The sequence below is a fragment of the Pseudomonas uvaldensis genome (assembly GCF_021271205.1).
GTDB lineage: Bacteria > Pseudomonadota > Gammaproteobacteria > Pseudomonadales > Pseudomonadaceae > Aquipseudomonas > Aquipseudomonas uvaldensis.
The window spans coordinates 193,126-211,729 of record NZ_JAIWKS010000001.1; the positions used below are offsets into that span (position 1 = coordinate 193,126).

The 18,604-nt window shown below is 60.7% G+C and carries 15 protein-coding genes; 8 read left to right on the forward strand and 7 right to left on the reverse strand.

The genetic code is table 11. The annotated features are described in order from the left end of the window. Positions 1-75: 75 nt before the first annotated feature. Positions 76-672, forward strand: coding sequence for a PilZ domain-containing protein (locus LCU97_RS01005; RefSeq protein ID WP_232775364.1), 597 nt, complete (start codon positions 76-78; stop codon positions 670-672). Continuing rightward, positions 669-1,391 (forward strand): glycerophosphodiester phosphodiesterase, encoded by a 723-nt coding sequence (locus LCU97_RS01010; protein ID WP_053158650.1) that lies wholly within the window; start codon positions 669-671, stop codon positions 1,389-1,391. Before LCU97_RS01005 ends, LCU97_RS01010 begins: the two co-directional genes overlap by 4 nt. A 42-nt stretch (positions 1,392-1,433) precedes the next feature. Here LCU97_RS01010 and sthA read toward each other — a convergent pair whose 3' ends face one another. Together sthA and LCU97_RS01020 are read right to left on the reverse strand one after the other, a co-directional pair. After that, the gene (gene sthA, locus LCU97_RS01015; protein ID WP_053158653.1) at positions 1,434-2,828 is read right to left on the reverse strand and encodes a Si-specific NAD(P)(+) transhydrogenase; all 1,395 of its coding nucleotides are present in this window, start codon (positions 2,826-2,828) and stop codon (positions 1,434-1,436) included. Between the two features lie 473 nt (positions 2,829-3,301). Beyond that, on the reverse strand, positions 3,302-4,288 hold the full coding sequence (locus LCU97_RS01020) for an FAD:protein FMN transferase (RefSeq protein WP_232775561.1): 987 nt from the start codon (positions 4,286-4,288) through the stop codon (positions 3,302-3,304). A gap of 142 nt (positions 4,289-4,430) precedes the next feature. Between LCU97_RS01020 and tcuC the strand changes: the two genes are divergently transcribed. Then, entirely contained in the window at positions 4,431-5,732 is a 1,302-nt protein-coding gene (gene tcuC / locus LCU97_RS01025; RefSeq protein WP_053158659.1) for an MFS transporter, read from the forward strand. A 102-nt stretch (positions 5,733-5,834) separates the two neighbouring features. Here the strand turns inward: tcuC and LCU97_RS01030 are convergent, their stop codons facing one another. Beyond that, a complete protein-coding gene (locus tag LCU97_RS01030; RefSeq protein ID WP_053158662.1) occupies positions 5,835-7,298 on the reverse strand; it encodes a glyceraldehyde-3-phosphate dehydrogenase in 1,464 nt (487 codons plus the stop codon). 169 nt (positions 7,299-7,467) lie between these two features. On the opposite strand from LCU97_RS01030, the gene mfd reads away from it, so the two are divergent. Genes mfd through LCU97_RS01045 form a run of 3 tightly spaced genes read left to right on the forward strand, consistent with a single transcriptional unit; the run spans position 7,468 to position 14,199 of the window. Then, positions 7,468-10,917, forward strand: coding sequence for a transcription-repair coupling factor (mfd, locus tag LCU97_RS01035; RefSeq protein ID WP_053158665.1), 3,450 nt, complete (start codon positions 7,468-7,470; stop codon positions 10,915-10,917). A 10-nt stretch (positions 10,918-10,927) separates the two neighbouring features. After that, on the forward strand, positions 10,928-11,494 hold the full coding sequence (locus LCU97_RS01040) for a CsiV family protein (RefSeq protein ID WP_053158668.1): 567 nt from the start codon (positions 10,928-10,930) through the stop codon (positions 11,492-11,494). A gap of 11 nt (positions 11,495-11,505) precedes the next feature. Next, the gene (locus LCU97_RS01045) at positions 11,506-14,199 is read left to right on the forward strand and encodes a DEAD/DEAH box helicase (protein WP_053158671.1); all 2,694 of its coding nucleotides are present in this window, start codon (positions 11,506-11,508) and stop codon (positions 14,197-14,199) included. An 83-nt stretch (positions 14,200-14,282) separates the two neighbouring features. Here the strand turns inward: LCU97_RS01045 and nagZ are convergent, their stop codons facing one another. Next, positions 14,283-15,281 (reverse strand): beta-N-acetylhexosaminidase, encoded by a 999-nt coding sequence (gene nagZ, locus LCU97_RS01050; protein WP_232775562.1) that lies wholly within the window; start codon positions 15,279-15,281, stop codon positions 14,283-14,285. Positions 15,282-15,444: 163 nt separating this feature from the next. Then, positions 15,445-16,152, reverse strand: a complete 708-nt coding sequence (locus LCU97_RS01055) for a TetR/AcrR family transcriptional regulator (RefSeq protein WP_053158676.1) — start codon at positions 16,150-16,152, stop codon at positions 15,445-15,447. A gap of 241 nt (positions 16,153-16,393) precedes the next feature. Between LCU97_RS01055 and lexA the strand changes: the two genes are divergently transcribed. Beyond that, entirely contained in the window at positions 16,394-17,002 is a 609-nt protein-coding gene (lexA, locus tag LCU97_RS01060; RefSeq protein WP_053158679.1) for a transcriptional repressor LexA, read from the forward strand. 11 nt (positions 17,003-17,013) lie between these two features. Continuing rightward, complete coding sequence (sulA, locus tag LCU97_RS01065; RefSeq protein ID WP_053158686.1) at positions 17,014-17,487, forward strand: SOS-induced cell division inhibitor SulA; 474 nt, start codon at positions 17,014-17,016, stop codon at positions 17,485-17,487. Positions 17,488-17,560: 73 nt separating this feature from the next. Here sulA and LCU97_RS01070 read toward each other — a convergent pair whose 3' ends face one another. Then, the gene (locus tag LCU97_RS01070; protein WP_053158690.1) at positions 17,561-17,794 is read right to left on the reverse strand and encodes a hypothetical protein; all 234 of its coding nucleotides are present in this window, start codon (positions 17,792-17,794) and stop codon (positions 17,561-17,563) included. A gap of 106 nt (positions 17,795-17,900) precedes the next feature. Beyond that, on the reverse strand, positions 17,901-18,425 hold the full coding sequence (locus LCU97_RS01075) for a DUF6586 family protein (RefSeq protein WP_053158895.1): 525 nt from the start codon (positions 18,423-18,425) through the stop codon (positions 17,901-17,903). Positions 18,426-18,604: the final 179 nt, after the last annotated feature.

An 18,604-nucleotide genomic window follows, 5' to 3' on the forward strand; every position in this document is an offset into this window, starting at 1 on the left:
GAAAAGAAACGTCCTTGTGGCGGGGGTCACAAACCAGCTTTACACTCAGACCACCGCCGCTACCATGGGTTCGCCATGTCGACATTAGATGAAGAAGATCGCCGCGAATACTACCGTATCGAGGACACGATCGCACTGGAAATTCGGCCCCTGTCCATTCCGGAAGCTGCCGGCCTGGATGTGTTGCAGGATGCGTCTCCATTATTCAACCTGCTCAGCGAACTGCACCTGAGCGAATTCGAGTCGCAACACCTGCTACGCCAGATCAGCGAGCGTGAACGCAGCATCGCGGCGTACCTCAAGGTGATGAACAAGCGCATCGACCTTCTCAGCCAGGTCATTGCCCTGACAGTACTGGGGGAAATCGGCGAACCGCAGCCGGTGATCATTTCCGAAGGCGGCATTGACTTCCAGCACCCCACCCCCATCGCCATCGGCGCGCACCTGTCGATCAAGATGGTGCTGATGCCCCAGGCCCTGGGCCTGTTGCTGCGGGCGCGGGTCACCCATTGCGATCCCAAGGGTGAGGGCTACGACGTCGGCACCGAATTCGAGCGCCCCACCGATGCCCAACGCCAGTTGCTGGCCCGCTACATCCTGCAGAAACAGGCACAAGAACGTCGCCTGGCGCGGGAACTGAACGAATCAGGTACCAATAAGGAACAACCGTGACCCTCATTTATGGCCACCGCGGCGCCAAGGGCGAAGCGCCGGAAAATACCCTGACCGGTTTTCAGGAATGTCTCAAGCACGGCGTGCGCCGTTGCGAACTGGACCTGCATCTGTCCATGGATGGCGAGTTGATGGTCATTCACGACCCGACCCTCAAGCGCACCACGGATCGCCGAGGCAAGGTGGTCGAACATACCGCCGCCGAGCTGGTGACCTACGATGCGCGCAAAGGCGGCCCGGGCTGGATCACACCCTGCCCGATTCCGCGCCTGGAAGAGCTGTTCGAGAAATGTGATTTCGAACATTGGCAACTGGAGGTCAAAAGCGCATCACGGACCCGTGCGGCAGCCACGGTGCTGGGTATTCGTGAAATGGCGCAGCGGTTCGGGCTACTCGACAAGATCACCATCACCTCCAGCTCCCGCGAAGTGCTCAAGGCCGCCCTGGAGCTGACACCGGATATTTCCCGTGGTCTGGTGGCGGAATACGCCTGGCTCGACCCACTGAAAGTCGCGCAGAGCTATGGCTGTGAGATTCTGGCGCTGAACTGGACGCTCTGTACGCCGGAACGCCTGATCAAGGCGCAGCGTCAAGGCCTGCATGTCTCGGTGTGGACCGTCAACGAGCCCGCGCTCATGCGCAGGCTCGCCGACTTTGGCGCTGACAGCCTGATTACAGACTTTCCCGGTTTGGCCACTGCCACGCTCGAGAATTGCTGAAATCGGTCTCCCCGGCCGGCTCAGGCCACCGGCCGGAGCCGCTCAAAAAAGCCGGTTGAGCCCGTCGTAGGCCGCTACCCGATAGGCTTCGGCCATGGTCGGGTAGTTGAATGTGGTGTTGACGAAGTACTTCAGCGTGTTCAACTCGCCCGGCTGGTTCATGATGGCCTGACCAATGTGGACGATCTCCGAAGCCTGGTAGCCGAAGCAGTGCACACCCAGCACTTCCAGTGTCTCGCGGTGGAAGAGAATCTTCAGCATGCCTTGCGGCTCGCCGGCGATCTGCGCCCGCGCCATGCTCTTGAAGAACGCCTTGCCCACTTCATACGGCACCTTGGCCTGGGTCAGTTCCTGCTCGTTCTTGCCGATCGAGCTGATCTCGGGAATGGTGTAGATGCCGGTCGGCACGTCGTTCACAAAGCGCCAGCTGCCGTTGTCGACGATGCTACCGGCGGCGGAACGCCCCTGGTCGTGGGCAGCGCTGGCCAGGCTCGGCCAGCCGATCACGTCACCGGCGCCGTAGATGTTCGGCACGCAGGTGCGATAGTTCTCGTCTACTTCGATCTGGCCGCGACTGTTGACCTTCACACCGATATTTTCCAGGCCCAGGGCGTCGGTGTTGCCGGTGCGACCGTTGCACCAGAGCAAGGCGTCGGCCTTGATCTTCTTGCCGGACTTGAGGTGCAGGATCACGCCGTTGTCCACGCCCTCGACGCGGTCGTACTCTTCGTTGTGGCGCACGGTGATGTTGTTGTTGCTGAAGTGATAGCTCAGGGCCTGGGAGATTTCCGAATCCAGGAAGCTGAGCAACTGACCGCGGTTGTCCACCAGTTCCACCAGCACACCCAGGCCGCTGAAGATCGAGGCATATTCGCATCCGATCACGCCGGCACCGTAGACAATCAGCTTACGCGGGGTATGGCCGAGGCTCAGGATGGTGTCGCTGTCGTAGATACGCGCATGGTTGAAGTCGATATCGGCCGGGCGATACGGGCGCGAGCCGGTGGCGATGATGATGTGCTTGGCCACCAGCTTTTCCACGACGCCGTTGCCACAGACCACTTCGACAGTCTGCTCGTCGGCGAAGCTGCCGGTGCCGAAGAACACGTCCACGCGATTGCGGGCGTAGTAGCCCGTACGCGAAGCCACCTGCTTGGAAATGACTTTCTCGGCGCTCTTGAGTACGTCCGGGAAGGAGAACCAGCGCGGTTCGCCAATGGCCCGGAACATCGGGTTGGTGTTGAACTGCATGATCTGCCGGACCGAGTGACGCAAGGCCTTGGACGGGATGGTACCCAGGTGGGTGCAGTTGCCGCCGACCTGGCGACGGCTGTCGACCATTGCCACCTTGCGTCCTGCCTTGGCGGCGTTCATTGCCGCGCCTTCTCCCGCCGGGCCGGAACCCAGTACCACCACGTCGTAGTTGTAGACAGCCATGCGTACTCCTCAGAACAGGCCGCGGTACCCGGTATGGTACCGACGGCTAAATCACGTCGGGTTGCGACATGAAGGAACAATTTTGAGCCGGTTCACGGATCCGGCCGCAGTCTATAGAAGCTTCAACGCCGCGCACATTACCCCTTGGTCGCGTCAGAGGCTAGGGGGCGTTCTCAATTAGCTTCCCCACCGCGTTGTGCCTTAAAGCGGGCCAGGCAAGGCGCAGGCCGCTGGGAATGGTACTCCCTTTCCAAGGCCTGCAACGCAGCCTGGCCCGCTTTAAGGCAAAACCCGGAGGGCCGGGCCTGCTGTTGTGCAGGGCCGCGTTGCTCGAAGCTTATTTGGAATAACCAAACCACGCTTCTCGCGCCTTGCCCTGCACAACAGCAGGCCCGGCGCGGAGGGGAAACTAATTGAGAACGCCCCCTTTGCCTGCGCTATTTCGCCACAGGTAAGCTTTCACAGCGCTGTCATCATTGGTTTTTTCCGCTGCTGATCCGTTCAAACGCATCATTGGTGCGCGTGACAAAACGCCCGCCGTCACGCATCACGAAAAATACCCCGATGCCATGCTTCTCGGCATAGTCCCAACCCCGTTCGGGACCGAGAATCAGCAACAGCGTCGATAGTCCATCGGCCATCAACGCCGAAGGATGAATCACCGTGACTGACGCCAGCTTATGTAGGACCGGAGCACCGGTACGCGCATCGAAGGTGTGGGAGTACCGCACTCCGTCCCGCTCGAAGTATCGGCGGTAGTCGCCGGAAGTTGAAACCCCGTAGCCATCCACCACTATCACACGCTCGGCCACTTGCCGGTCATCACGGGGCTCTTCCAGGGCCACTCGCCAGGCCGAGCCGTCAGGCTTGCGTCCGACGGCCTTCAGCTCGCCGGTGACTTCGGCCAGGTAACTGTCGATGCCCGACGCCTGAAGCCTCGCGGCGATCCGGTCGACGGCGTAGCCGGCGGCGATGCTGTTGAAGTCGACTTCCACCGCGGCATCCTTGCACAGCCGGTCGCCATCGATGCGCAAATGAGCGTGACCGACGCGCTGCCGTGCCGACGCCAGCGCTGCTGCACTCGGCACGTTCTCCTCTCGGGACTGCGGACCGAAGCCCCACAGATTCAGCAAGGGCTCCACCGTCAGATCGAAGGCGCCATCGCTCTGCAAGGACAATTGCTCGCCCACCCGGACCAGTTCAAGGACCGGGCCAGGCATGACCTGGCATGCATCTGCCGGCAGCGCATTGAAACGCTCGATGTCCGAATCGCTTCGATAGGTCGAGAACTGCCTGTCCACTTCGGCGAGAATGTTTTCCACCTCGGCTTGTACCGCTTTCGGACGCGGCGTGGCGGAATGCCTGACGTACTGGATGGAATAACGGCTGCCCATGGTCGGGCCATCGAAACGTTCGAGGGTGTCACCATTGCCGCAGCCGGACAACACACCGACCAGCATCACAAGCAGCCCCCATCGTCCAGTTAACAAATCTTCATCCCCCCTCAAAACCGAGCCCGCCATTATGGGTGTTAGAGCGACCCTGCGCTCCCACATCAGGGTGCCGCGCTTCCACATAAGGTTTACAGAGTGAGTACTCCAAATGCCCTCCAACACAAGCAATGGCAAGGCGATCTTTCGCGTTGTCAGCGGCAACTTCCTGGAGATGTTCGATTTCATGGTCTACGGCTTTTATGCCACGGCCATCGCCAAGACGTTCTTTCCCACCGACAGTGCCTTCGCCTCGCTGATGCTGTCCCTGGCCACCTTTGGTGCCGGGTTCCTGATGCGCCCCCTGGGGGCGATCTTCCTGGGCGCCTATATTGACCGCCACGGTCGTCGCAAGGGCCTGATCATCACTCTGGCAATGATGGCCGCCGGCACCCTGCTGATCGCCTGCGTGCCGGGCTATGCCACCCTGGGGGTGGTGGCGCCGCTGCTGGTGCTGCTGGGCCGCTTGCTGCAAGGCTTCTCCGCCGGTGTCGAGCTGGGCGGCGTCTCGGTGTACCTGGCGGAAATTTCCACGCCGGGCCGTAAGGGCTTCTTCGTCAGTTGGCAATCCGCCAGCCAGCAGGCTGCCGTGGTATTCGCCGGACTGCTGGGGGTTGGCCTCAATCATTGGCTGAGCCCTCAGGAGATGGGCGAATGGGGTTGGCGCGTACCTTTCCTGGTGGGCTGCATGATCGTGCCGGCCATTTTCGTGATCCGTCGCTCTCTGGAGGAGACGCCTGAATTCCAAGCAAGAAAACACCGCCCTACCCTGTCGGAAATCATCCGCTCCATCGGTCAGAACTTCGGCATCGTCCTGGCCGGCATGGCGATGGTGGTCATGACCACGGTGTCGTTCTACCTGATCACCGCCTATACCCCGACCTTCGGCAAGGCCGAATTGAACCTGTCGGATCTGGATGCCTTGCTGGTCACGGTATGCATCGGCCTGTCGAACTTCTTCTGGTTACCGGTGATGGGTGCGTTTTCCGACAAGATCGGACGCAAGCCCTTGCTGCTGGGAGCGACAATCCTGGCGATCCTAACGGCATATCCAGCGCTGTCATGGCTGGTGACGAACCCTAGCTTCAGCCACCTGCTGATGGTCGAACTGTGGTTTTCGTTTCTGTACGGATCCTACAACGGCGCCATGGTGGTGGCCTTGACGGAAATCATGCCGGTTGAGGTGCGCACCACCGGCTTTTCCCTGGCCTACAGCCTTGCCACCGCCACTTTCGGCGGCTTTACCCCGGCGGCCTGTACTTATCTGATCCATGAGCTGGGGAACAAGGCAGCGCCCGGCATATGGCTCAGTGGCGCGGCGGTGTTGGGGTTGGTGGCTACCCTGGTGCTGTTCAGAGGCAATCGTCATGAGTTGCGCACTGCACAGGCTTCGGTGGCGGGCGGCGCCAGATAAGTCCTGTCGCGAGCAGACTTGTGAAGAGGCCTTGCGCAGGACATAAAGCCCAGACACAAAAACGCCCCGACAAGTCGGGGCGTTTTCATGAGCAGCTAACGCTTAGCGCGGAAACGCTGGCGGGTTCACACCGGCCATGTCTTCCATCACGCGAACCACCTGGCAGCTGTAACCGAACTCGTTGTCGTACCACACATATAGGACAACGCGGTTGTCGTTGCAGATGGTGGCTTCAGCGTCGACCACACCGGCGTGGCGCGAGCCAACGAAGTCGGTAGACACCACTTCCTGCGAGTTAACGAAGTCGATCTGCTTGTGCAGTTCCGAGTGCAGCGCCACGTAGCGCAGGTACTCGTTCATCTCTTCGCGGCTGGTGGCTTTCTCCAGGTTCAGGTTGAGAATAGCCATCGACACGTTCGGCGTCGGTACACGGATCGCGTTACCGGTCAGCTTGCCGGCCAGTTCAGGCAGGGCCTTGGCAGCGGCGGTGGCGGCACCGGTCTCGGTGATGACCATGTTCAACGCGGCGCTGCGGCCACGGCGATCGCCCTTGTGGAAGTTGTCGATCAGGTTCTGGTCGTTGGTGTACGAGTGAACCGTTTCGACGTGACCGTTGACGATGCCAAACTTGTCGTTAACAGCCTTGAGCACCGGCACGATGGCGTTGGTGGTGCAGGAGGCAGCGGAAACGATCTTGTCGTCAGCGGTGATTTCGCCGTGGTTGATGCCGTGAACGATGTTCTTCAGCTTGCCCTTGCCGGGCGCGGTCAGCACGACGCGGTCGATACCCGGGCACGCCAGGTGCTGGCCCAGACCGTCGGCATCACGCCATACGCCGGTGTTATCCACCAGCAGAGCGTCCTTGATGCCGTACTGGGTGTAGTCCACCTCGGTCGGGTTCTTCGCGTAGATCACCTGGATCAGGTTACCGTTGGCGCAGATGGTGTTGTTTTCTTCATCGATGATGATGGTGCCGTTGAACGAACCGTGGACCGAATCGCGGCGCAGCAGGCTGGCACGCTTGGTCAGGTCGTTTTCGGCGCCCTTGCGCACTACGATGGCCCGCAGGCGCAGGCCGTCGCCGCCACCGGTCTTCTCGATCAGGATGCGTGCAAGCAAGCGACCGATCCGACCGAAACCGTACAGCACTACGTCGGTGCCTTTACGGGCCGATGCGTTCTGTTGACCGACGACATCGGCCAGCTCTTCGCGAACGAATTGCTCGGCGGTGCGACCATTGCCCTGTGCCTTGAACTTGACGGCCAGCTTGCCCAGGTCCACCGAAGCGGCGCCGAGCTTGAGCTCGCTCATGGCTTTGAGCAGTGGGAAAGTTTCGTGCACGGACAATTCGCTGTCGTCGGACTGACGGTGGCGAGCAAAGCGGTGAGCCTTGAGAATCGCGATGACAGACTGGTTGATCAGGCTGCGGCCATAGATCGAGCTCACCACGTTGTTATTGCGGTAGAGCTGACCGATGAGAGGGATCATCGCTTCGGCGAGTGCTTCACGATCGATCCATTCACCAAGACACTGGTCGGGCTTCTGAGTCACGGGAACCTTCCACATGTAGGGGCTGAAAAAAGGGGCTACATTATGCCGCCGACTCCACTGCGGAGCAATGCGCGCCTGTCGCGCCGTGGCTTTCCCCTCTGCCGGGGTAGTCTGCGACTGACAGCCGCCCCTTTACCCCGCTACAATTGTCGACTTTGTCGCAACGCTTGGAGCTCAACCTTCCGTGCCCGTTCTGCGTCTCCCGCATCTCCCTGCCACCGCAGGTAAACAGCACTGGGGCAATCTGCCCGGTGCCGCCCTGAGCCTGGCCATCGCCGAGGCCGCCAGCGCTGCCAAGCGCTTCACCCTGTTGTTGACCGCCGACAGCCAGAGCGCCGAGCGGCTGGAACAGGCGCTGAGTTTCTTCGCCCCGGATTTGCCGGTGCTGCATTTTCCGGATTGGGAAACCCTGCCCTACGACCTGTTCTCCCCGCACCAGGACATTGTTTCCCAGCGGATCGCCAGCCTGTATCGACTGCCGGAGCTCAGTCATGGCGTTTTGGTAGTGCCAATCACCACGGCCCTACATCGCCTGGCACCGACGCAGTTCCTGCTCGGCAGCAGCCTGGTGCTGGACATCGGCCAGAAGCTCGACGTCGAGCAGATGCGTAGTCGTCTGGAAGCCAGTGGCTATCGTTGCGTCGATACGGTGTACGAGCACGGCGAGTTTGCGGTACGCGGGGCGTTGATCGACCTGTTCCCGATGGGTAGCAAGCTGCCTTACCGCATCGACCTGTTCGATGACGAAATCGAGACACTGCGCACGTTCGACCCGGAAAACCAACGCTCCATCGACAAAGTGCAATCTGTCCGCCTGCTGCCGGCCAAGGAGTTCCCGCTGCAGAAAGAAGCGGTGACCCGCTTCAAGGCACGCTTTCGCGAGCGTTTCGACGTGGATTTCCGTCGTTGCCCGATCTTCCAGGACCTGAGCAGCGGGATTACCCCGGCCGGTATCGAGTATTACCTGCCGCTGTTCTTCGAAGAAACCTCCACCCTGTTCGATTACCTGCCCCAGGACACCCAGGTCTTCTCCTTGCCGGGCATCGAACAGGCGGCGGAAAACTTTTGGAACGACGTACGCAACCGCTACGAAGAACGACGTGTCGACCCTTCTCGCCCCCTGCTGCCACCGGCCGAGCTGTTCCTGCCAGTGGAAGACTGTTTTGCCCGCCTCAAGAGCTGGCCACGGGTAGTGGCGAGCCAGCAGGACGTGGAAAGCGGCGCCGGCCGCGAACGCTTCCCCGCCAAGCCCCTGCCGGACCTGGCGATCGAAGCCAAGGCCCCGCAACCGCTGTGGGCGCTGGCGGGCTTTCTCGACGAATTCCCCGGACGTGTGCTGTTCACCGCCGAGTCCGCCGGGCGTCGCGAAGTGCTGCTGGAACTGCTCGAACGCCTGAAGCTGCGACCGAAGACCGTGGACAGCTGGCCGGACTTCGTCGCCGGCAAGGATCGCCTGGCCATCACCATCGCCCCGCTGGACGAAGGCCTGGTGCTCGACGATCCGGCGCTGGCACTGGTCGCCGAAAGCCCATTGTTCGGGCAACGCGTGATGCAACGCCGTCGCCGCGAAAAACGCGCCGACGCCAGCAATGAAGCCGTCATCAAGAACCTCACCGAGCTGCGCGAAGGCGCACCGGTGGTGCACATCGACCACGGTGTGGGCCGCTACCTGGGCCTGGCGACGCTGGAAGTGGACAACCAGACGGCCGAATTTCTGGCCCTGGAGTATGCCGAAGGCGCCAAGCTCTACGTGCCGGTGGCGAACCTGCACCTGATCGCCCGCTACACCGGCAGCGACGACGCACTGGCGCCGCTGCACCGCCTGGGCTCGGAAACCTGGCAGAAAGCCAAGCGCAAGGCCGCCGAACAAGTGCGTGACGTCGCCGCCGAGCTGCTGGACATCTATGCCCGCCGGGCCGCACGCGAAGGTTTTGCCTTCACCGATCCGAAGGCCGACTACGAAACCTTCAGCGCCGGTTTCCCGTTCGAAGAAACCGTCGACCAGCAGACCACCATCGAAGCCGTGCGCGCCGACATGCTCGCGCCCAAGCCGATGGACCGGCTGGTGTGCGGTGATGTGGGCTTCGGCAAGACCGAAGTGGCGATGCGCGCCGCGTTCATTGCGGTGCACAGCGGCAAGCAGGTGGCGATCCTGGTGCCAACCACCCTGCTCGCCCAACAGCACTACAACAGTTTCCGCGACCGCTTCGCCGACTGGCCGGTGACCGTAGAAGTGATGAGCCGCTTCAAGTCCGCCAAGGAAGTGAACGCTGCGGTGCAGGACCTGGCCGAAGGCAAGATCGACATCGTCATCGGCACGCATAAATTGCTGCAGGACGACGTAAAGATCAAAAACCTCGGGCTGGTGATCATCGATGAAGAGCACCGCTTCGGCGTACGCCAGAAAGAACAGCTCAAAGCCCTGCGCAGCGAGGTCGACATCCTCACCCTGACCGCCACGCCGATCCCTCGCACGTTGAACATGGCCGTGTCGGGCATGCGCGACCTGTCGATCATCGCCACGCCGCCAGCCCGTCGGCTGTCTGTGCGCACCTTCGTCATGGAGCAGAACAAAAGCACGGTCAAGGAAGCCTTGCTGCGGGAGCTGCTGCGCGGCGGCCAGGTCTACTACCTGCATAACGACGTCAAGACCATCGAGAAATGCGCCGCCGACCTGGCTGAGCTGGTACCGGAAGCACGGATCGGCATCGGCCACGGACAGATGCGCGAGCGCGAACTCGAACAGGTGATGAGCGACTTCTACCACAAGCGCTTCAACGTGCTGATCGCCTCGACCATCATCGAGACCGGCATCGACGTGCCCAGCGCCAACACCATCATCATCGAGCGCGCCGACAAGTTCGGTCTGGCCCAGTTGCATCAATTGCGCGGTCGGGTCGGACGCAGCCACCACCAGGCCTATGCCTACCTGCTGACGCCACCTCGGCAGCAGATCACCCCGGATGCGGAGAAACGCCTGGAAGCTATCGCCAATACCCAGGACCTGGGTGCGGGCTTCGTGCTGGCCACCAACGACCTGGAAATCCGCGGCGCCGGCGAATTGCTGGGCGATGGTCAGAGTGGCCAGATCCAGGCCGTCGGCTTTACCTTGTACATGGAAATGCTCGAACGTGCCGTCAAGTCGATCCGCAAGGGCGAACAGCCGAACCTCGACCAGCCTCTGGGCGGCGGGCCGGAAATCAACCTGCGAGTGCCGGCGCTGATTCCGGAAGATTACCTGCCGGATGTCCACGCGCGACTGATCCTCTACAAACGCATCGCTTCGGCCACCGATGAGGAAGGCCTCAAAGACTTGCAGGTGGAGATGATCGACCGTTTCGGCCTGTTGCCGGAGCCGACCAAGAACCTGGTGCGCACCACGCTGCTCAAGCTCAAGGCCGAGCAACTGGGCATCAAGAAAGTCGACGGCGGGCCCAATGGCGGTCGTATCGAATTCGAAGCCCAGACACCGGTCGATCCGCTGGTACTGATCAAGCTGATCCAGGGCCAGCCCAAGCGTTACAAATTCGAAGGCGCCACGATGTTCAAATTCATGGTGCCGATGGAACGCCCGGAAGAGCGTTTCAATACCGTAGAAGCGCTGTTCGAGCGCCTCACTCCGACCACTGCTTGAAGGACGCCCAATGCGCCTGTTTCGCTCACTGACCTTGTTGATGACCCTGGTCGCCCCCCTGGCATTTGCCGACGACCTGTATCAGGTTGAAATGATTCTGGTACGCCAGAATGCCGAGCCGGCGATTATCAGCCGAGCCGCGCCGGAAGACTGGGATGCCGGCGCCCAACGCCTGGCCGCCGATAGCCAGCGCACGCCGGCTATGGGCAACATCGTGGAAAAACTCAACACCAGCGGCCAGTACACGGTATTGATGCACAAAGCCTGGCAACAGACCCTCGGTGAACAAGGCAACAAGATCGCCATCAGCGACGGCGCCGAACAGTTCGGTCAGTTCCCCATCGAAGGCACATTGGAATTGAAGCTGGGTCGCTTCACCGATGTAGACGCCGACTTCTGGGTCAACCAGATCGACGGCAATGGCCTGGTCACCGCCAGCGAACGCCTGAAACAGAAAAGCCACACCAAGAATGGCCAGCTCAACTACCTGGACAATGGTCATCTTGCCTTGCTGATCAAGATCACCTCGCTCACCGCGCCCGCTCCACGGCAGGCACCTGACGTCATTCCGGACTGATCGGCGCGCCTATGCCCTCGCCCCTGAGCAAACCGTTGGCACCTTCCTGGGTCAATCGATTCAAGGAACAGAGCCTGGAGCGTGGGCGCCGCTACGCGCAGGAAAACCGCGTCAGGATCGTCGAGACCGGCGAAAGCATTATCACCGCCAGTTGCGAAGGTTCCGGCGGCAGCGTTTACCGTCAGACCATTCGCCTGAAAGAGTCAGCCAAGGGCACGCTCCTGTTGCTTGAAGCCGCCTGTTCCTGCCCGGTGCGCATCAACTGCAAGCACTGCGCCGCGGTGTTGCTGCAAGTCCAGGAAACCCTGGCCTACCCGGCTGCCGAAAAAGACGCACAGTTGCTGGAGAAACTCCAGGCGGTGCTGGACAACCGCAGCCCCAAGGCTCCTCCGCAGGTGCTGGTGGACAACGTTCAACCCGTCCCGCGCTTATGGCTGGCCAGCATCGAGTTCAGCGCCTTCGAGCCACGCAACGGCAAAATGCAACGCTACATCCAGCACCGCGCCGCCCTTTCGTTCAACTATCTGGACGAATACGTCAGCGGCCAGCGCAACACGGATGTGCTGATTCGCCAGGAAACCCAGACGCTACGGATAAAACGCCACACCGAGGTGGAACAGTCCTACCGCGAACAACTGCGAATTCTCGGCTTCAAGATCGCGACCAGACAAAGCAAGGCCCTGCCGGAAAGTGCCGGCGAGCTGTATGAAATGGTCAACGACAGCGCCTGGCTGACCTTCACCCTCAATGACCTGCCAAAACTGCGAGGCCAGGGCTGGGAATTGCAGATTGACGAGGATTTCGGCTTCGACCTGACCGCCGTGGATGACTGGTATGCCACCGTCGAGGAGACACCAGAGCGAGACTGGTTCGACCTGGAGCTGGGAATCATCGTCAACGGCGAACGACTGAGCCTGCTGCCAATCCTGTTGAACCTGATGCGCTCGCACATCGAACTGTTCAACCCGGAACGCCTGGCAAGGCGTCGCGATGACGAACTCATCCTGGTCAACTTGCCGAACCGCCCGAATTCGGAGTTCGGTCCGCAACAGGTGGCCCTGCCCTATGGTCGGTTGAAACCGGTACTGGCGACTCTGGGCGAGTTCTATCTGCAGGAACCCGGCACCACCAAGCTGCGTCTGAACACCGCGGACGCCCTGCGCCTCAACCCGCTGCAGGACCTGCCTCTGCGCTGGGAAGGTGGCGAGCACATTCGCAGCCTGGCCCAACGCCTGCGGGACATCAAGGACTACACCGCGACAGCGCCAGAGGGCCTTAACGCGACACTGCGGCCCTACCAGCTCGAAGGCTTGAGCTGGATGCAATCGCTGCGACAGCTGGAGGTCGGCGGCATCCTTGCGGATGACATGGGCCTGGGCAAGACCCTACAAACCCTGGCGCATATTCTCAGCGAAAAAAACGCCGGCCGCCTCGACCGGCCTTGCATGGTAGTGATGCCCACCAGCCTGATTCCCAACTGGCTCGACGAGGCTGCTCACTTCACACCGCAACTGAAGGTGCTCGCGCTGTATGGCGCCGGGCGCAAGAAGTATTTTGACCGGCTGGCCGATTACGATCTGGTACTGACGACATACGCGCTGTTGCCCAAGGATGTGGAGCGCCTGAAAAACCAGCCCCTGCATGTATTGATCCTCGATGAAGCTCAGTACATCAAGAACCCCACCAGCAAAGCCGCCCAGGCCGCACGGGAACTCGACGCCCGACAGCGCCTGTGCCTGTCCGGCACGCCGCTGGAGAATCATCTGGGCGAATTGTGGTCGTTGTTTCACTTCTTGCTGCCGGGTTGGCTTGGAGACGTTAAAAGCTTCAACCGCGATTACCGCGTGCCGATTGAGAAGCGCGGCAGCGATGCAAGACTCAAGCACCTCAATGGTCGGGTAAAACCCTTTTTGCTGCGCAGGACGAAAGAGCAAGTGGCGACGGAATTACCGCCCAAGACCGAGATCGTCCACTGGGTTGAACTCAGCGATGCGCAGCGAGATGTCTACGAAACCATGCGCCTGGCCATGGACAAGAAAGTTCGCGATGAAATCACCCGCAAAGGCGTCGCCCGTAGCCAGATCATCATCCTCGAGGCCTTGCTCAAGCTTCGCCAGGTCTGTTGCGACTTGCGCCTGATCAATGATGCTGCGTTGCCTGTCCGGGGCAGCACCTCGGGCAAACTCGACAGCCTGATGGAAATGCTCGAAGAACTGTTTGAAGAAGGTCGTAGGGTCCTGCTGTTTTCCCAGTTCACCTCGATGTTGTCGCTGATCGAGGATGAACTGAAAAAACGCAGTGTCGACTACGCCATCCTGACCGGCCAGACCCGGGATCGCCGCACGCCCGTCAAAGAGTTCCAGAATGGCAAGCGCCAGATCTTCCTGATCAGTCTGAAAGCAGGAGGCGTGGGGTTGAACCTGACTGAAGCCGATACCGTGATTCACTACGACCCATGGTGGAACCCCGCCACCGAAAACCAGGCAACCGACCGCGCCTATCGCATCGGTCAGGAAAAACCAGTGTTCGTCTACAAACTGATTGCCCGAGGCACGGTGGAAGAGAAGATCCAGCTACTGCAAAAGGAGAAATCCGACCTGGCGGCCGGCGTACTGGACGGCCGCGTGACAGGCGATTGGCAGTTGCAGAGCGATGATATCGAAGCACTGTTTGCGCCCCTGCCGGACAAGCTGGAAAAGCGCTGACAGGGTCCGCGCCCTCCTGGATCGCCAGTCAGTCCGTTATCGGCACTCGCGGCCTGCTTGTGCAACAGCCATCGAACAGCGCCCTAATCGATCAACTGCGCAGCTTTCAACGCACCGACGGCCTTTAGCCAGCGCGGATCCTGGCGGTACTCGGTGGTGGCGAACGCCTGGCCGCGCATTCGTGCGATCCGGGCCGACGGCTTGACCTTCAGACGCTGGGCAGCGCTCAAGGCCAACTCCGCGGCAGCACGGTCGTTGCAGACCAGGCCCATGTCGCAACCAGCCGACAACGCAGCCTCGATACGACTGGCGGCATCGCCGACCACATGGGCGCCGGCCATCGACAGGTCGTCACTGAAGATCACGCCGTCGAATTGCAATTCGCCCCGCAGGATGTCCTGCAACCAACGCCGGGAAAATCCCGCCGGATTCGTATCTACCTGCGGATAAATGACATGGGCAGGCATCACCGCAGCCAACTGCTTGCTCAACCTGGCGAAGGGCACCAGGTCATTGGCGCGAATCTGTTCGAGGCTGCGCTCGTCGTTGGGAATAGCCACATGGGAGTCGGCCTCTGCCCAGCCATGACCAGGAAAATGCTTGCCGGTCGCCGCCATGCCAGCCCCGTTCATCCCGCGAATGAACGCGCCAGCCAACAACGCGGCGCGTTGCGGATCACTTTCGAAGGCACGGCTGCCCACCACTGCACTGCGCTGATAATCGAGGTCCAGCACCGGGGCAAAACTCAAGTCGAGACCAACGGCCAGCACCTCGGTCGCCATGATCCAGCCGCACTGCTCGGCCAGGTACTCGGCATTCGGATTGTCAGCAATAGCCCGCATGGCCGGCAAGCGGACAAACCCTTGGCGCAAGCGCTGGACACGTCCGCCCTCCTGGTCGACCGCCAGCAAAAGGTCGGGACGAATGGCGCGGATCGACGCGCTCAATTCGCGCACTTGCCGCGGATGCTCGATATTGCGAGCGAAAATGATCAGGCCGCCCACTTCCGGCTGACGCAACAGGTGGCGATCTTCGGCCGTCAGCCAGGTACCGGCGACGTCCACCATCAACGAGCCTTGCAGGCCAGCAGTCATAGCATTTCCTTAATAACGATGAACCCACGCGACCACGGTTGCACGGACCGGACTGACGGCTGTCGCGGTCGTGCAATGAGGGATGGAGTGGATTCGGAAGAAAGTGGGCATGGGCGGCTAGCTTAGCGGATGTAGGCCGTCACGCCCACCCTCAGGCCTTGGCGAGCGCCGGGGCCGTTTTGCTGCGCGGGCGCAACTGTGCGGCGGCCATGGCATCGTCGGTGACACCACTTTCGGCACGCATGCCAGCGGCCAGGAACGGCACCATCAGGCGCATCACCTGCTCAATCGAGGTGTTTACGCCGAAATCGGTTTCAGCGATCGCCCTCAACGCCTTGATGCCGGACATACTGAACGCGGCGGCGCCGAGCATGAAGTGCACGCGCCAGAACAGCTCGATCGGCGGGATACGCGGCGCCGCTTCGTTGACCAGCAACATATAGCGACGGAATACCTTGCCGTACATGTCTTCAAGGTAACGCCGCAGGTGGCCCTGGCTCTGGCTGAAAGCCAGACCCAGCAGGCGCATGAAAATGGAAAGATCATTACCGCTGCGGGGCTGCACGGCAAGCGCCTGCTCGACCAGCATTTCCAGTAGCTCTTCGAGGGTAGGCTTGACGTCGGGCTTGGCCTGGCGACGCTCCAGCTCGCGGTCGAGGCTGAGGCAGAAAGGTCCGAGGAATCGCGAAAAGACCGCCTGGATCAGCGCTTTTTTCGAGCCGAAATGATAGTTCACCGCCGCCAGATTAACCCCGGCCTTGCTGGTAATCAGACGCAACGAGGTTTCGGCGAAACCTTTTTCCGCGAACAACTGCTCGGCAGCATCGAGAATACGTTCAACGGTTTCCGACTGGGCCATGACTACTCCGCCTGACAAACACTTGTTTGAAACATACGTTTCGAGCCCTGGGGTTGTCAAGCCTGGCGGGACGTTTTGCGAACGACCGGTCAGCTATTTAACCACACCTTCGACGGGCTGTAGCCATGCAGCAAGCAACCGTACGATCGACCGTCCAGCGGCCCGCAAAAAAAGGAGGATTGCCAAGCGACGCTCACTGTATATAATCCCAGTCACTGTATAAAAAGACAGAGCGATCAATATGCTAAAGCTGACGCCACGCCAAGCCGAGATTCTGGCCTTCATCAAACGCTGCCTGGAAGACAACGGCTATCCACCGACCCGCGCGGAAATCGCTCAGGAACTGGGTTTCAAGTCGCCCAACGCGGCTGAAGAACACCTCAAGGCACTCGCTCGCAAGGGCGCAATCGAAATGACGCCGGGGGCCTCCCGCGGCATTCGCATCCCGGGCTTCGAAGCCAAAGCCGACGAAACCACCCTGCCGATCATCGGCCGCGTGGCGGCTGGAGCGCCGATTCTTGCCCAACAGCATGTTGAAGAATCCTGCAATATCAATCCTTCGTTTTTCCATCCACGAGCAGACTACCTCCTTCGCGTCCACGGCATGAGCATGAAGGACATCGGCATCTTCGATGGCGACCTGCTGGCTGTTCACACCACCCGTGAAGCCCGTAATGGCCAGATCGTCGTGGCGCGTATCGGTGACGAAGTCACCGTCAAACGTTTCAAGCGCGATGGCAGCAAGGTCTGGCTGATCGCCGAAAACCCCGAATTCGCCCCCATCGAAGTGAACCTGAAAGAACAGGACCTCGTCATCGAAGGCTTGAGCGTCGGCGTCATTCGCCGCTAAAAGGAGGCTTTATGCATTTCCCTCTCACACCACAGCACACGCAACTCCCGCTGTTCGAGGCATTCATGGCCCAGCCTTTGGCTCCAGTCCTGAAGGACGTGATCGAGTCCCCTTGGGGCGTTGAGCCCGAGGCCTTCAGTGAATTGTCGCTGCGTGGTGCGGCCGGGAACTGCCTGAATCTGCTGGCACCGATCCTACGAGAACTGAGCCAGGACCAGGACGCTCGCTGGCTGACGCTGATCGCGCCTCCGGCCAGCGTTACCCAGGCTTGGCTGCGGGACGCGGGCCTTAATCGCGAACGCATCCTGCTGCTGCAACCACGGGGCACCCAGAGCGCTCATCAATTGACGTGCGAAGCGTTGCGCCTGGGCCGCAGCCATACGGTGGTCAGCTGGCTCAACCCGTTAAGCGCGACAGCGCGGCAACAGCTGATCAGCGCCGCCCGCACCGGGGACGCACAAAGCTTGAATATTCGTTTGGGCTGAGACAAGCGCGGGCTTCTCGAGGATTGAGAAGCCGACCGAAAGCAATATTTATCAAAAAAACCGACAGACGGGATCAATGAAGAACCCGTGGTCCTTCTTCCTTGTTGAATTCGCCTTCAACCAGGCGGCCTGCCATCTGGACACCCACGCTTAACATCGCCTTGGCGACCTCGACATGCTGGCCTTGCAGGAACGCCTTGGCATCTTCGGAGAAACTCAGGGTAACCAGGGAACCCTCGTCCTCAGCCCTGCGCAGCTCGATGCGGCCATCAGGAAGTTCGACAATTTCTAGAAAGGACGTAGGCATAAAAGTCTGTTCTCCACGAAAGGCGAGGATTATATAGTCATCGGCCAGGCTTCGCTCAGGATCTTGACCAAGCGCTGTCGGTGAACGTGACGGCCGCAAGCGGTATTCAGCATTCGTTCAAGCTTTCACGGAAGCGAATCGCCAGGCTCTTGAGGTTCTGGCGCCAGCTCTCCAGCTCCTCCCGACTCAGCTCCTCCTCGGGCTCCTGTTCGTCTAGGTTGACCGCCATGATCAACGGCTGGGTCACGTCGCCCTTGGGCTTGCGCGGGGCCCGTGGAGGCTGGAACAGCGCCCCGTGCGCCGCCAGCAACTTGGCCAGCCAGGTTTCCGGGTTTTGAGCCAGCTCGATCATCTCGGCCAGTTCAGGAATGGCAATGTCTTGCAGCACTTCCCGAGTCAGCAGCAACTCTGCCCGCGAGGCATTAGCCTGCGGCAGTCGATAGAAGCCTGCAATTTCATGGCACAACCCCAATAACGCCCCATACAGATGAAATAATGCGGACTCGCGCCCGGCCTGAAGCAACGCCGGGGAATTGATTGCGCGCCCATCCTCTGCCCTGGCAAGCGCTTCAAGGGACAAGCCGGCGAAATAGATTTTCTGGTTGGTGCGGGTGTAGAGCTCGTGCGCCATGACGGCATCTCCCAACGACATGAAAGCTTCACGCAAGTGCGACAGTGTCGTGGATCAACCAAGACCTCTGCAAGCCAAATACGGCCAAAGGAACAAGCGGTGTGCTGTGGGAGCGAGCCTGCTCGCGATAACGGTGCAAACAGTCAGCATTGAGGTTGACTGACCCACCGCTTCGCGAA